The organism is Faecalibacterium sp. AF28-13AC (genome assembly GCF_003478405.1).
In the GTDB taxonomy this organism is placed as follows: Bacteria; Bacillota; Clostridia; order Oscillospirales; family Ruminococcaceae; genus Faecalibacterium; species Faecalibacterium prausnitzii_E.
In genome coordinates, this window is sequence record NZ_QUFG01000002.1 from 41,831 (window position 1) to 56,025 (window position 14,195).

The window sequence follows — 14,195 nt, forward strand, 5'->3', positions numbered from 1 at the left end:
AGGGAGGGTGGTTGATTATGGCAAAATATCCGAAACGCCAGAAGGTCAAGCGCTATCGGCGCAGCTTCTACAGCCGCGAGATGCGGGTAAAAAAGGGGATCGGCATCGCCGTGCTGGTCCTCGTGATGCTGGGCGCGGCCTGGCTGGCAGCTCCCCATGTGCTGGACTGGGCAACGCATACCTGGTACACCGTGGTGCGCAAACGGGATCTTTCCGCCTCCTCCCCCGCCAGCGCGAGCGCATCGTCCGTGGCGGAAAACCCGGCGTCCTCTGCGGCGAGTGAACCGGCCGCTTCTTCGGAGGCGCAGCCGGAGGTGGTGACGCCTGCTGTGGACGGCACCGCCATCGTGGAGGGCAGCTGGGCCGAGGCGGACATCACGGCCCTGACCGAGGATGCCTCCATCCGCGCTGCGGCGCAGCAGCTGGCTTCGCAGGGCGTGAAATATGCCGTCGTGACCCTGAAGGACGCCACCGGCGTGGTCTATTATGCGTCTCAGGTGCCCGCCGCTGCGGCCAGCCCGGCCAGCGTGACCGTGAACCCGGCCAGAGTGGCCGCCATCTTCCGGGAAGAGGGCCTCATCCCAGTGGCGAAGCTCGCCGCCTTCCGCGACCCGGCCGGTGCCCGCGCCGACCGCACCATGGCCATTGGGTATACGGGGCAAGCTTACCTCTGGCTGGACAACAAGGCGTCTGCCGACGGCAAGCCCTGGCTGAACCCCTATGCGGACGCGGCCGTCCAGTACATCGGCGGCCTCATTGACGAGCTGCACACCGCCGGGTTTGAGCAGATGGTGCTGGAGAACGTCCAGTTCCCGGCTTCCACCAGCAGCAAGCAGGACTATGGCACCACCAACGGCGTGAGCCGTGCCGACCAGCTGCGGGCCGATATGGCGGTCTGGGAGCAGCGCTTCGGCAACGGTGTGACCCTGTGGTACAGCTATACGCTGGCCGAGGTGGCCGACACCTCCAGCACACTGGGCGTCCCGGCCGCACAGCTGGGTGTGAAGAACCTTGTGGTGCGGGTGCCTTCGGCCTCCACCATGACCGCCGAGGAGCGCGCTGCTCTGGTGCAGGCGCAGACCGAAGCGGGCGTCGAGCATGTGGTCGTGCGGGACAATGCGGCCGGATACTATGAATAAAAACTACGGTTTCCTTTCAATAACGCGAGAGGGAGGAATGTGATATGAACAAAACATCGTGCTTTTCTCCGGCACATATCCTGCTCCCGGCGGAGAATATCCCGCTGGAGCAGTGGGGCTGCGTGGCCTGCGATCAGTTTACGAGCGACCGCTCCTATTGGGAAAAAGCGGCCCGGACGGCGGCAGGTTCGCCCAGCACCCTGAACCTGATCCTGCCGGAAGTGTATCTGGAAGAGAGCGGCGTGACCGGCCGCATCCAGAAGATCCATGAGACCATGGACGACTATCTCCGCACGGTGCTGACCCGCGCGGTGGACGGCTTTCTTTATGTGGAGCGCACCGAGCAGAGCGGCCGCATCCGGCAGGGGCTGGTGGGGAAGATCGACCTTGAAGCCTACAGCTACGCCGAAGGTGCCCAGCCGGAGGTGCGCCCCAGCGAACACACGGTCGAGAGCCGCATCCCGCCCCGGATGGCCGTCCGGCGCGGGGCCAGCCTGGAAACGCCCCACGTCATGATGCTGGCCGACGACCCGGACTGCACCCTCATCGAGCCCATCGGGGCGAAGAAAGACGCGCTGCGCAAGGTCTACGAAGGCGAACTGATGCTGGGCGGCGGGCACATCGCGGGCTGGGCCGTGGAAGACCCGGCTCTGCTGGCCCAGATCGATGCGGCCCTGCAGGGGCTGGGCCGTCAGGAAGTCTTTGATGCCCGGTATCCGCAGGCCAGGGGCGCAGCCCCGCTGACGCTGGCCGTGGGCGACGGCAACCACTCGCTGGCATCGGCCAAGGCCTACTGGGAGGAGCTGAAGCAGACCCTGCCTCCGGAGCAGCAGGCAAACCACCCGGCCCGCTGGTGCCTGGCCGAGGTGTGCAACGTCCACTCGCCCGCCATCGAGATCGAGCCGATCCACCGGGTGCTCTTCAATGTGGACTGCGGCGCGGTGCTGCTGGCCCTCATCGCGTGGAGCGACTCCCACAATGCAGGCATCTGCTTCGGCGATGCCCGGCAGCAGTCCTTCACGCTGGCAGGCCCCCACGTCGCCAATGTGCTCAGCTTCGAGCATCCCGTGGCCCCGCTGACCGTCGGCACCATCGACGCCTTCATCGAATACTTCATGGCCCGCCACATTGAGGCCCGCGTGGATTACGTCCACGATGAGCCTGCGGTCCGCGCTTTGTGCAAGCAGGGCGGCGTGGCCTTCCTGCTGCCGCCGTTCGACAAGAGCGACCTGTTCAAGGGCGTCGTGATGGGCGGTGTGCTGCCCCGCAAGACCTTCAGCATGGGCCATGCGGAGGAAAAACGGTATTACATCGAGTGCCGGAAAATCAAAGAGTAACAGAATGAAATGCAAAGGCCTCCCCGGCAGGGCGAGGCGGAAGCATTTTATGGACAATAGGAGAACCATGACTTTTAACGAACTGAATCTGTCCGCCCCGCTGCTGCGTGCCGTTGCGGAGGCGGGCTACGAATCCCCCTCGCCCATTCAGGCATCGGCCATCCCGCCGGTGCTGGCCGGGAGGGATTTGATGGGTTGCGCCCAGACGGGCACCGGCAAGACCGCAGCCTTTGCGCTGCCCATGCTGGACCGCCTGACAGCGGCCCCGGCCAAAAAGAAAGGGGCCGTCCGTGCCCTGATCCTGACCCCCACCCGCGAGCTGGCGCTGCAGATCGGCGAGAGCTTTGAGCTGTACGGCAAGTACCTGAACCAGCGCAGCACCGTGATCTTTGGCGGCGTGGGCCAGGCCCCGCAGGTCGCGGCCCTCAAGAAGGGCGTCGATATCCTCATCGCCTGCCCCGGCCGCCTGAACGACCTGGTGGGGCAGGGCCTCATCGACCTTTCCCACATCGAGATCTTCGTGCTGGACGAGGCCGACCGGATGCTGGACATGGGCTTTGTGCATGACGTGAAAAAGGTCATCGCCAAGCTGCCCGCCCAGCGCCAGAACCTGATGTTCAGCGCCACCATGCCCAAGGAAATCGAGCAGCTGGCGGCCGGTATCCTGCACGACCCCGCCTTCGTCAAGGTGGACCCGGTGTCCAGCACCGTGGACCGCATCGACCAGAGCCTGTATTTCGTCGAGAAGGGCAACAAGAAGTTCCTGCTGCCCTGGCTCATCCAGAATCTGAAACCGCCGGTGCAGAACGCGCTGGTCTTCAGCCGCACCAAGCACGGCGCGGATAAGATCGCCAAAGATCTGAACAAGCAGGGCATCCCGGCGGCAGCCATCCACGGCAACAAGAGCCAGTCCGCCCGCGTGGCGGCACTGGAGGGCTTCAAGGCCGGAAATACCAAAGTGCTGGTGGCTACCGATATCGCCGCGCGCGGCATCGACATCAGCGAGCTGTCCCATGTCTTCAACTACGACCTGCCCGAAGTGCCGGAAACGTACGTCCACCGCATCGGCCGCACGGCCCGCGCCGGTGCCGACGGCACGGCCGTCAGCTTCTGCGCCCCGGAGGAGCAGGAGTATCTGGCCGGGATCGAAAAGCTGAACCGCCGGAAGATCCCGGTGGTGTCCGGCCACCCGTGGGACGGTGTGCCTGCCCCGGCCAAAAAGGAGCCGCCTGTGCGGGGCAAAAAGCCCAAGGCGGAGGCCGAAGCGCCTGCCGCCCAGCCGGAAAAGCCCGCCAAGGCGGCGAAACCGGCCCGGCCCAAAAAAGAAAAAACGGCTGCTGCCAAGGCAGAGCCGATGAAATCTCAACCGAAAGAGGAACCATCCATGGATGAAAACCAGAAGCGCACCCCCGGCGGACGCAGCGAAAACCGCCGCTCCAACAACAGCCGCCCCCGCCGCGAGGGCAGCAATACCGCCCCGAACCGCGGCAGCAACGCCCAGCCTAAGTTCGACCCCCACTTTGTGAGCGCCCCGGAAGCGACGCCGCTGCGCCCGGCCAAAAAGCCCAATGCGCCCGCAGCCCAGCCCGCCGCAAAAACGGCAGCCCCGGCCGGCAGCGCCAAAGGCGAGAACACCCAGACCGCCCCGAACAGCCAGAGCCGCCGCAATGCCCAGCCGGGCAGCGCCAGCCGCCCGGCTCGCGGAGGCCGCACCGAGCGGACGGAGCGCCCGGCCCGCCCGGCACAGAACGCCGCAGGCAGTGCCAACACCGGCAAGGGCCGCACGGAGCGCAGCACTGCGGGCCAGCCCGCCCGCGCACCCCGTGCCCCGAAGCAGGAGGCCTCCCGCAGCCGCAGCCGGAACAGTGCGCCCAGCCGGGACGAAGATCCGGGTCTGGTCCTCATCAGCCGCCGCCCGCCGCAGCAGAAGTTCACCAACTTCGAAGAGTATATGAACGCCCACGGCGGCGCAACGGCTCCCATCGAGGATCACAGCGATGAAGTCTGAGCCATGGCAGTGCCCGCTGTGCGGCGGGCCGCTGACCGGGGAGCAGGATCTGAAATGCCCCTCCGGCCACTGCTTTGACCGCGCCAGAGAGGGCTACTGGCACCTGCTGCCGGTGCAGAGCATGCGCACCAAGGCCCCCGGCGACAGCAAAGAGATGGTCGCCGCCCGCCGCGCCTTTCTGAATGCCGGATACTATGGTATCTTTGGGCAGGCGGTGGGGGAGCTGTGTCTGGAATACGGTCTCCCGGCCGGGCCGGAGGCCCCGCTGCACCTGCTGGATGCAGGCTGCGGCGAGGGCTGGTACGACCGCTGCATCGCCCGGCAGTTTGATGCGGCCGGGCGGCCGCTGGAGCTGGCGGGGTTCGACATCGCCAAACCGGCAGTCCGGCTGGCGGCGAAGGCGCTGCCCACGGCCCGCTATGCAGTGGCATCCAGCTTTGCCCAGCCGGTCCGCACCGGATGGGCCGACCTGCTGCTGAACTGCTTCTCGCCCTTTGCGCGGGAGGAGTTTTTGCGGGTGCTGCGCCCCGGCGGGCGGATGCTCTACGTCGTGCCCGGCGCGGAGCATCTGTACCAGATGAAGGCCGTCCTCTACGAGACGCCCTACAAAAACCCGGTGCAGCAGGTGGCGTATGAAGGCTTCCGCCCCATCGGGGAGCGGGAGGTCTCCGGGACCATCACGGTGCCCGCCGCCCAGCTGGAAGCGCTCTTCGCCATGACGCCCTACTACTGGAAAACGCCCCGCGACGGCGCGGCCCGTCTGGCCGCCCTGCCGGAGCTGACCACCGACATCGCGTTCCGCTTCCTCGTATTTGAAAAAGAGCAATAAACGACCCGCCCCCGGTGCTGCGCAGATGTGCGGCACCGGGGGCGGGCTTTTGTGTAGAGACCTGTGGAGAGGCAGGGGAAAGGCTTAGTTCTTCTTCTCCCCCTTGGGCAGCAGACCGGCGCGGTCGAGGGCCGGGCGCAGGGCAAGGTAGAGCAGGACGACGCAGACGGTGGAGGCCACGCTGTTCACGAAGGTGACGCCGCCGGCGATCTTGGTCAGGGCCTGGGCTACGGTGTACTCCTGACCGAAGATGTAAACGTTGCGGAAGTAGCCGAGGAACGGGTCGGTGAAGACGTTCAGCAGCAGGCCGGAACCGGCCGCCACGATGACCTTGACCAGATAGCCGGAGCTGTGGCGGTCGAGGTCGCGGAGCTTGAACACCTTGTGGGCCACCGCGCCGCAGGTGATGCCGATGAGGAACTTCAGTACGAAGGTGGTGACGGCATAGCCCGGATCACCGGCCAGGATGTCGGCCAGAGCCAGACCGATGGCACCGGCCAGACCGCCGGACACGCCGTCCAGCAGCAGGGCAGTCAGCGCGGTGAAGGTGTTGCCCAGATGGAACGAGGAGCCGCCGTAGAACGGAACCCGGAAGAACAGATAGGCCACCAGGCTCAGCGCGGCCATGACGCCGGTGAGCGCCAGCTCGTGGACGGTAAAGGTGCGCTTGTACAGCACACTTGCAAAGACGATGACAATGACAACGACTGCCAGCAGCAGCCACATTGCGGTGGTTGACATGATGATTCCCTCCAATTTTCACAAAGACCTGCCGGGAGACCGGAATGTCCCAATTTACCCATAAAACTACTTGACATTTGGGTGTACAGCGGGTATGCTCCTATTATACGCAAAACTGGCCCCGTGAAAATACCCAGAATATAGTTTTTTTATGGGGTCAGTTTGAGGGAATGCCCAAAAAGAGGAGGGGTTTTGTGTTCCATTTGACGACAGCACTGGATGCAGCCTCGGCGGTGCCGCTGTACGAACAGCTCTATGAGAGCCTGGCCGAGGAGATGCGCACCGGGGCCATCCCGGCGGGCACCCGGATGCCCGGCAAGCGGCGGCTGGCGGCGGAACTGTCCGTCTCGGTGAACACCGTGGATGCAGCTTATCAGCTGCTCGCGGCGGAAGGATATCTGGAATCGCGGGAGCGCAGCGGCTTTTATGTACAGGAATATCTGGCCCTGCCCATCCGCCCGGCCGCGCCGCCGCCCGCCGCGCTCCTGCCCCAGCCGGAGGCGGGACCGCCGGTGCAGCCGGTGCGGTATGACCTCTCCACGCGGGGGGTGGACCCGGCCCTCTTCCCGTTCCGCACCTGGGCACGGCTCCAGAAGGAGCTGCTCTACTCCTCGCCCGAACTGCTGACCCACGGCGACGCGCAGGGGGACATCGAGCTGCGGCAGGCGCTGGCGGATTATCTGGAAGAATACCGGGGCGTGCGGTGCCGGGCGGAGCAGGTCGTCGTGGGGGCGGGTCTGGAATATCTGCTGGGTCTGCTGGCCCCGCTGCTGCCTGGCCCGGCGGCGGTGGAGAACCCCGGCTACCCCCGCGCCCGGCGGGTGCTGGAGAACAACGGCGTCTCCTGCTGCTGCCTGCCCGTGGATGCGGACGGCCTGTCCATCGAGGCGCTGTCCCGCTCCGGCGCGGCGGTCTGTTATGTGACCCCCAGCCACCAGTTCCCCACCGGGGCCACCATGCCCGCCGGACGCCGGGCCGAGCTGCTCCACTGGGCCTCCCGCAGGCCGGGGGAGCGCTACATCATTGAGGACGACTACGACTCCGAGTTCCGCTTCGACACCCGCCCGCTGCCCAGCCTGCAGGGCATGGCAGGGGCCGACGGCCCGGTGGTCTACCTTTCCACCTGCTCCCGCAGTCTGGCCCCCAGCATCCGCATCGCCTATATGGTGCTCCCGGTCCAGCTGCTCCCGGCGTGGCGGGCAGCGTACCGGCTCTATTCCAGCCCGGTCAGCCGGTTCGAGCAGCAGACGCTGGCCCGGTTCATCAACGAGGGATATTTCACCCGGCATCTGGCGCGGGAGCGGGTGGCCTACAAGGCCCGGCGGGATGCGCTGGTCCGGGCGCTGAACGCAGCCTTCGCTCCGGGAGAGCTTCGCTTTTCCGGCCTGCACACCGGTCTGCATCTGCTGGCGGCGCTCCGGGATGCCCCGCCGGATGCGGCGCTCCGGGCCGCTGCCGAGGCCGAGGGTGTCCGGCTGAGCCTGCTGAGCGACTACGACCTGACCGGCAGCGCCCGCGGCCTTGCGGGCACACTGGTGCTGGGCTACGGCTCGCTGGCGGACGACGCCTGCCCCTCGGTGGGGGAGACGTTGAGGAAGGTCTGCACCGCTGCGCGGGACGCCTCGGTGACGGTGTAAGTGCCCGCCTTGCGGTCCCACGCGCCGGGCAGGGCGTCCGACTGGAACACCGCCGCGCGGTTCACGAGAAATTCGAGGATGTCGCCCAGCAGGGCGTAGTCCTGGGCTGCAAAGTCGGTCAGCAGGGCGGAACTCTGGCTGCGCAGGGCCTCCGGCAGGGTGGAGGGCAGCAGCTCGAAGTTCTGGCGGAAAAAGGCGTCCCACACGGCGGCGCGGGCTGCGGCCCGGCGGCTGGGCGGTAAAAGGCCGTCGGCGTCCAGCCCGGTCAGAAGATCCGATGCCTCCCGTGCGCGGAAAGTCTGGACGCTGGGGCTCTGGCCGAGGGCGTCCAGCTCCTCGGCGGTCAGTGCGCCCGAAAGGCTGACCCGCACGGCCCCATACCGCGCTGCCAGCGTTTCCAGCACGGCGGGCGAGAGGGCCAGATACAAAGTGTCTTCCGGCAGGGCCAGCGTTTCCAGCAGGGCCTGACGGCACCGCGCCGGGCCGGCCGCTGCATAGCACTGGGCCAGCGAGGCTTCGCCGCCGCCGAACGGCACCGTCAGCTGCCCCGGCACGGCCAGCAGATGGGCGGCGTTCTGGGGCGCGTTCAGGTAGAACAGCACGAAGCCGGGCTGCTCCCCGGCGGTGCAGAGCAGCAGCGTCATCCGGTCGTCGGCTTTGGGCAGGTCGATGGGCACGCTCCGCTGCGGCTCGGCGGTCTGCATCAGCCATTGCTGGCGCAGCATCTGCCGGGTGAGCAGGACGGTGCCGCCCACCAGCGGCAGCAGCACCAGAAGCGCCGCCCCCAGTGCGGCCCAGAACGGCTTCCATCCGCCTTTGTGCATTCCTGACTCCTCCTTTGCCGGTGTTACGGAAAGGATGGCCCCGCCGCCTGCGGATTATACAAAAAACGCGGGCTGTGCGGAGAAGTCATACGAAAATAAAATTCATCCACTTTGCATCAAAGATGAAACCTCAGAATAAATTGAAACAAAAAGCTTGCCAGCGGCGGGAAACTATGATACAGTTCTTCTATCACGCACAGACAAACGGAACTGTGCATCACACGGGAACAGAATGAGGGGAGACGGCGGAGCCGCCGTCTGTTGCGCACAAAGGGGTGCGTCTGTCAGCAGCAGACCCCTGTGCGGGAAGCTGCGTTTTGCGGGCAGAGCCTTTGGCGTTCTGTCCGCTTTTTGTTTTGCAGAGGGGGAACGATCATGTTAGAGACCATTACGAGCGTGAATGGAGTTGTCAACGGCATCGTCTGGGGGCCGGTGGGGCTGGCGCTGCTGTTCGGCACCGGATTTGTGATGTCGGTGCGCACCGGTTTTTTCCAGTTCGGGCATTTCCGGTACTGGCTGCGGAACACCATCGGTGCCATCTTCACCGACCGGGACATCACGGCCCATACCGAAAAGAACGATAAGGCCATCAGCCAGTTCCAGAGCCTGTGCACCGCGCTGGCGGCGACCATCGGCACCGGCAACATCGTGGGCGTGGCAACGGCCATCCTCAGCGGCGGGCCGGGTGCCATCTTCTGGATGTGGGCCATGGCCATCCTGGGCATGATGACCAACTACTCGGAAAACGTTCTGGGCATCTTTTACCGCCGCAAGAACGCCGACGGCGAGTGGTCCGGCGGCGCGATGTACTACCTGGCCGACGGTCTGGGCAGCAAGAAGGGCTGCAAAAAGCTGGGCCGGGTGCTGGCGGTGCTGTTCGCCTGCTTCTGTGTGCTGGCCTCCTTTGGCATCGGCAACATGAGCCAGATCAACTCCATCGCAGGCAACATGAATGCGGCCTTCCAGGTGCCGAATCTCCTCACCGGCATCCTGCTGGCGGTGCTGTCCGCGCTGGTCATCCTGGGCGGCTTGAAGCGTGTGGCGGCCGTGACGGAAAAGGTCGTTCCGCTGATGGCGCTGTTCTACATCCTGGGTGCGCTGACGGTCGTGCTGACCCATATCACGGCGATCCCGGCTGCGTTCGCGGCCATCTTCAAAGGCGCTTTCGCCATGCAGGCGGCGGGCGGCGGTGTGCTGGGCTACGGTGTGTCCCGCGCCATCACCTGGGGCTTCAAGCGCGGCGCATTCTCCAACGAGGCGGGCCTCGGCTCGTCGGTCATGGTGCACGCGTCCTCCAACGTCAAGGAGCCAGTGCAGCAGGGCATGTGGGGCATTTTTGAGGTCTTTGCCGATACCATCGTGGTCTGCACCCTGACGGCGCTGGTCATCCTGACGTCCGGCTTCGTGGACCTGAACACTGGCCGGATGCTCACCGAGGTGCAGGGCTCTGCGCTGGTGGGCGAAGCCTTCTCCACCGTGTTCGGCAGTTTTGGCCCCAAGTTCATCGCGGTGTCCATCCTGCTGTTCGCCTATTCTACGGTGCTGGGCTGGAGCCACTACGGCACCAAAGCCTTTGAATATCTGTTCGGCACCAAGGCCAGCATGGGCTATAAGGTGGTCTTCGTGGCCATGGTGCTGGTGGGTGCGACGATGAAGCTCGACCTCGCGTGGGACCTGTCCGATACCTTCAACGGCCTGATGATGCTGCCGAACCTGATCGGTGTGCTGAGCCTGTCGGGAACGGTCGCGGCCATCACCCGGAACTATCTGGACCGCAAGTTCCACGGCAAGCGGGTCGAACCCATGTGGTCGGCCTTTGCAGAGTACCAGAAGGAGGAAGAAGCGGAGGAAGCCACGCTGGACAAAGCCGCAAACGAATAAAGAACGCAAAAAGACCCGGCCCTCTCCGGCAGATGTGCAGGAGAGGGCCGGGTCTTGTCATCTCTTTTTATGCGGGCGGCGCAGGGTGCGCACGGCGTCCCGCCCGGCGGTGATGCCGCTGCCGAAGGCCCAGTGCAGGTTGAAGCCGCCGCACATCCCGGCGCAGTCCAGCGTTTCGCCCACGAAGTACAGCCCCGGACAGCCTTTGAACTGGAAGCTGGGCTCCAGCTCGGTCAGGCTCAGGCCGCCGCCGGTGGTCTGGGCCTGTTTCCAGCCGCAGGGGGTCAGGTCTTCGAAGAGCCAGTGCTTGGCCGTGTTGGCCAGCACCTGCCAGGCGGCATCGGGCAGGGTGTCCAGCGGTGTGTCCGGCAGGCGGGCCGCTGCCCAGAGGGCGCGGCCCAGTTTGGGGTTGAGCAGCCCCGTCCAGAAATCGGCGGGCGTCCGGCCCGGCAGCAGGGGCACCCGCGCAGCGAACAGGGCCGTCAGCGCGGCCTCGTCCAGCGCGGGGAAGAGATCCAGCTCCACAGCGGGGCGCTTCGGGCCGCGCCGGGGGGCCAGCAGGCCGGACAGCTGCATGATGCAGATGCCGGACAGGCCGTAGTCGGTGAACTGCACCTCGCCCGTCTCCTCGGCCAGCAGGGTGTGGCGGTCCAGGTCGAGCAGCGCGGCGCGGGCTTTGACCCGGATGCCGGCCAGCGCTTTGTTGGGCCGGGCCGTCTGCAAGGCGGTCAGGCAGGGGTAGAGCGGTTCCAGCTTTCCGCCGCACTGGGCGGCAAAGCGGGTGCCAAAGCCGTCGGTGCCGAACTGCGGGCCTGCATTGCCGCCCATGGCGCAGATGACGGCATCGGCATGGAGCGTCTCGTTGCTGCGCTCGGCGCTGTCAAAGAGGACGGCGTAGCCGTTCCGGTTCTGGCTCAGGGTGTTGACGGTGCAGCCAGTGCGCACCTCCACCCCCAGCCGGGCCATGTGGCCCTCCAGCAGGGCGAGGACGTCCGCCGCCTGATTGGAATACGGGTAGACCCGCCCGGCTTCGTCGGTGCGGGTGTAAAGCCCCAGCGCCCGGAACCATTCCAGCGGCGCGGCGGTGTTCACGGCATTCAGCAGCGGGGCCAGCGCCTTTGGGTCTGCGGTGAAATAGCACTTCGGCGCGATGCCGGTGTTGCTGAGGTTGCACCGGCCGTTGCCGGTGGCCAGCAGCTTTTTGCCGCAGCGGGGGTTGCGGTCCAGCACGGTGACGCGCACTGCCCCGGCGGGGGCCGCCTGTGCTGCGGCCAGCGCCGCCGCCATCCCGGCCGCACCGCCGCCTAAGATCACGATCTGTTGCATGAAACGATCCTTTCTGAAAAGAGAAAAAGCCGCCGGAATCCTCCCGCGCGGCGCAGGGCCTGAAGAACAGACCCAGTATAGCATAAACCAGAAAAAACGGCCAGAGTTCAAACGTAAAAAACTACGGAAGAGCATTGACAGAAGAGGAAGAATATGGTAAATTTGAAATGATGCAGCAAAGATGCGGCTAAGAAACTTTAACTTCTCTCGAAAAAAATCGGGGGTACGATGAATATGTCATGGAATTATAGGATAGAGAGAAGCAGACGGCGAGCCGCTGCGCTTACGCTCCTGGTGGTGGTGTTCCTTTTCAACATTGTGGGCTATCTGGTATATGTGCAGCGCCAGTTCTATCGGGAGAGCACCCAAAACCTGCTGGAGACCTACGAGCAGGTGAACAAGACTTTTACCATGTTCGCGCAGCGCAACTGGAACGTGCTGAGCGAGTGGGGCAACAGCTTGCAGGAGGCAGACGAAACGGCCATCCGGGCCAGTCTGCGCCACTTCAACCGCGAAAAAACGACCTGGCGGTACAGTGAGCTGTACCTGTTCAACGAGTCCAACCAGTATCTGAAAGCCACCGGAGGGAGCGGAGAGGCGCAGGAACAGTGGGGCGCGTTTGCGGCGACGTATGCGACCGGCTGCTCCAGCGTGAGCAGCTATATCATGGACACGGGCGAGCGCCGGGTCGTGTTCACCGTGCCCATCCGGCCGATCGAGGTTTCTGGTGTGACCTACACCTGCATTGCCGTCAGCTACAACAATGCAACGCTGGAAGAGATGATCGGCGGCCATGCCTACAACGGCCAGAGCGACTGCTACATCATCTACCCGGACGGCAGCGTGATGCTGTCCGAGGAGCCGAAGAGTGAGATCGAATCCTGGATGACGAACCTGTTCGATTTTCTGGAGAAAAATGCCAAGGTCGATGCCGACGGCTTTGCCGCCATGCGGGAGAACGTGCGCAGCGGCGGCAGCGGCAGCACCGGGTATCGGTACGGCGGCAAGGGCTATTATCTGGTCTATCAGCCGGTGGGCTTTCAGGACCTGACCGTCGTGGGTATCGTGGAGCGCGATGTCGTCGATGCCGGGATGCGGAAGATCCAGACGGCTACCATCCTGCTGCTGCTTTTTTTGATGGGCAGCGTGGCCGTGGCGATGGTGCGGTCGGTCAAGCTGGATGCGGCACTGGAAATGGAAGAAAAAGAAAACGCCCTCCGCACCGAAGCGCTGGAACGACGGAAACTGGAGGGGCTGGCCAACACCGACGGCCTGACCGGCCTGTTCAACGAGCGGTGCTTCAACAGCACCCTGAAGCAGAAGGAAAAGGCGCGCCAGCCCTTTGCTCTGTTCTATCTGGATCTGGACCGGTTCAAGCCGGTCAACGACACCTACGGCCACGATGTGGGCGACCAGCTGCTCCGGGCCGTGGCCGACCGGCTGCGGAGCTGTGTGCGGAGCAGCGACTTTGCGTTCCGCATCGGCGGCGATGAGTTTGCCCTGATCGTGAACGGCGAAGTCGATGCAGACGGGTGCGCCCAGCGGATCGAGACCATCAAATCGGTCATCCGGCAGCCCTATGTGCTGGACGACCGGACCATCTGCATTGGCACCAGCTGCGGTTCGGCCTGCTACCCGGCCGACCGGGCCGACGTCCGCGACATCCGCATCCTGGCAGACCACCGGATGTATGAGGACAAGCAAAAACAGGGAAGCTCCCGCAGGCAGAGCTTCGCGCTTGAATAATTCTCCTTTCTCTACCACAAAATAACCACAGGAAACGAAATCTGGGAACCAAGGAAACGTGGGACCGAGAAAGGGAGAATGTGTTATGAAAGCAACCGGGATCGTCCGCCGCATTGATGAGCTGGGGAGGGTCGTCATCCCCAAGGAGATCCGCCGCACCCAGCGCATCCGCCGGGGGGACCCGCTGGAGATCTTCACGACCGGCGACGGCGAGGTCATCTTCAAGAAGTATTCGCCGGTGGGGGAGTTGAGCAGCGTGACGACGCAGTATGTGGATGCGCTGAGCAAGAGCTTCGCACTGACGGCCTTCGTCTGTGACCGGGACCGCATCCTGGCGGCGTCCGGTGCCGGGCGGCGGGACCTTGTGGACCGCAGCGTCAGCCAGCCGCTGGAAAAGCTGATGGACAGCCGGAAGCTCTACACCAACGGCGGCGACCCGGAAAAGGCCCTCCTGCCCTGCGAGGGGGCGCAGCGCGCTCTGCTCTGCGTCTGCCCCATTATCGCGGCAGGAGATGTGACCGGTGCCGTGGGCCTTCTGACCGAGGACCGGGCGGCACAGCCGGATGCCGCGCAGGAAAAGGCCGCAGCTGTGGCGGCGGCGTTTCTGGCAAAGCAGATGGAAGAGTGAATACCTTATAATAGAAGCAAACGGCCTGCGCCTCGGCGTGGGCCGTTTTCTTATGACCAATTTGTGAATCTTTCAAAACTTTTCTGCGAACCTATTGAC

11 protein-coding genes are annotated in these 14,195 nt (G+C 64.9%); 8 read left to right on the forward strand and 3 right to left on the reverse strand.

Features of this window, described 5'->3' with window-relative positions:
- Positions 1–17: 17 nt before the first annotated feature.
- The 4 genes from DWY95_RS02770 (at position 18) to DWY95_RS02785 (ending at position 5,313) form a co-directional block, all read left to right on the forward strand.
- Positions 18–1,139 carry a putative glycoside hydrolase gene (locus DWY95_RS02770; protein WP_118552145.1) on the forward strand — a complete coding sequence of 374 codons (1,122 nt, stop codon included), beginning with the start codon at positions 18–20 and terminating at the stop codon, positions 1,137–1,139.
- Positions 1,140–1,183: 44 nt separating this feature from the next.
- Positions 1,184–2,476 carry a DUF1015 domain-containing protein gene (locus DWY95_RS02775; protein ID WP_118552147.1) on the forward strand — a complete coding sequence of 431 codons (1,293 nt, stop codon included), beginning with the start codon at positions 1,184–1,186 and terminating at the stop codon, positions 2,474–2,476.
- A gap of 67 nt (positions 2,477–2,543) precedes the next feature.
- Complete coding sequence (locus tag DWY95_RS02780) at positions 2,544–4,484, forward strand: DEAD/DEAH box helicase (RefSeq protein ID WP_118552149.1); 1,941 nt, start codon at positions 2,544–2,546, stop codon at positions 4,482–4,484.
- Positions 4,474–5,313, forward strand: coding sequence for a putative RNA methyltransferase (locus DWY95_RS02785; RefSeq protein ID WP_118552151.1), 840 nt, complete (start codon positions 4,474–4,476; stop codon positions 5,311–5,313). The genes DWY95_RS02780 and DWY95_RS02785 overlap by 11 nt, the downstream gene beginning before the upstream one ends.
- A gap of 84 nt (positions 5,314–5,397) precedes the next feature.
- On the opposite strand, the gene DWY95_RS02790 is transcribed toward DWY95_RS02785, so the two are convergent.
- Positions 5,398–6,054: an ECF transporter S component gene (locus tag DWY95_RS02790; protein WP_158577506.1), complete on the reverse strand. Its 657-nt coding sequence runs from the start codon at positions 6,052–6,054 to the stop codon at positions 5,398–5,400.
- A 194-nt stretch (positions 6,055–6,248) separates the two neighbouring features.
- On the opposite strand from DWY95_RS02790, the gene DWY95_RS02795 reads away from it, so the two are divergent.
- The gene (locus tag DWY95_RS02795; protein WP_118552153.1) at positions 6,249–7,691 is read left to right on the forward strand and encodes a PLP-dependent aminotransferase family protein; all 1,443 of its coding nucleotides are present in this window, start codon (positions 6,249–6,251) and stop codon (positions 7,689–7,691) included.
- On the opposite strand, the gene DWY95_RS02800 is transcribed toward DWY95_RS02795, so the two are convergent.
- The gene (locus tag DWY95_RS02800) at positions 7,598–8,515 is read right to left on the reverse strand and encodes a hypothetical protein (RefSeq protein WP_118552155.1); all 918 of its coding nucleotides are present in this window, start codon (positions 8,513–8,515) and stop codon (positions 7,598–7,600) included. The two genes, DWY95_RS02795 and DWY95_RS02800, sit on opposite strands and share 94 nt — an antisense overlap.
- 375 nt (positions 8,516–8,890) lie before the next feature.
- On the opposite strand from DWY95_RS02800, the gene DWY95_RS02805 reads away from it, so the two are divergent.
- Complete coding sequence (locus DWY95_RS02805; RefSeq protein WP_118552157.1) at positions 8,891–10,396, forward strand: alanine/glycine:cation symporter family protein; 1,506 nt, start codon at positions 8,891–8,893, stop codon at positions 10,394–10,396.
- Positions 10,397–10,453: 57 nt separating this feature from the next.
- Here the strand turns inward: DWY95_RS02805 and DWY95_RS02810 are convergent, their stop codons facing one another.
- Positions 10,454–11,722, reverse strand: coding sequence for an aminoacetone oxidase family FAD-binding enzyme (locus DWY95_RS02810; RefSeq protein WP_118552159.1), 1,269 nt, complete (start codon positions 11,720–11,722; stop codon positions 10,454–10,456).
- 234 nt (positions 11,723–11,956) lie between these two features.
- Between DWY95_RS02810 and DWY95_RS02815 the strand changes: the two genes are divergently transcribed.
- Both DWY95_RS02815 and DWY95_RS02820 read left to right on the forward strand, forming a co-directional pair.
- Positions 11,957–13,468: a GGDEF domain-containing protein gene (locus DWY95_RS02815; protein ID WP_158577507.1), complete on the forward strand. Its 1,512-nt coding sequence runs from the start codon at positions 11,957–11,959 to the stop codon at positions 13,466–13,468.
- A gap of 85 nt (positions 13,469–13,553) precedes the next feature.
- Positions 13,554–14,096, forward strand: coding sequence for a stage V sporulation T C-terminal domain-containing protein (locus DWY95_RS02820; RefSeq protein ID WP_118552163.1), 543 nt, complete (start codon positions 13,554–13,556; stop codon positions 14,094–14,096).
- Positions 14,097–14,195 lie beyond the last annotated feature (99 nt).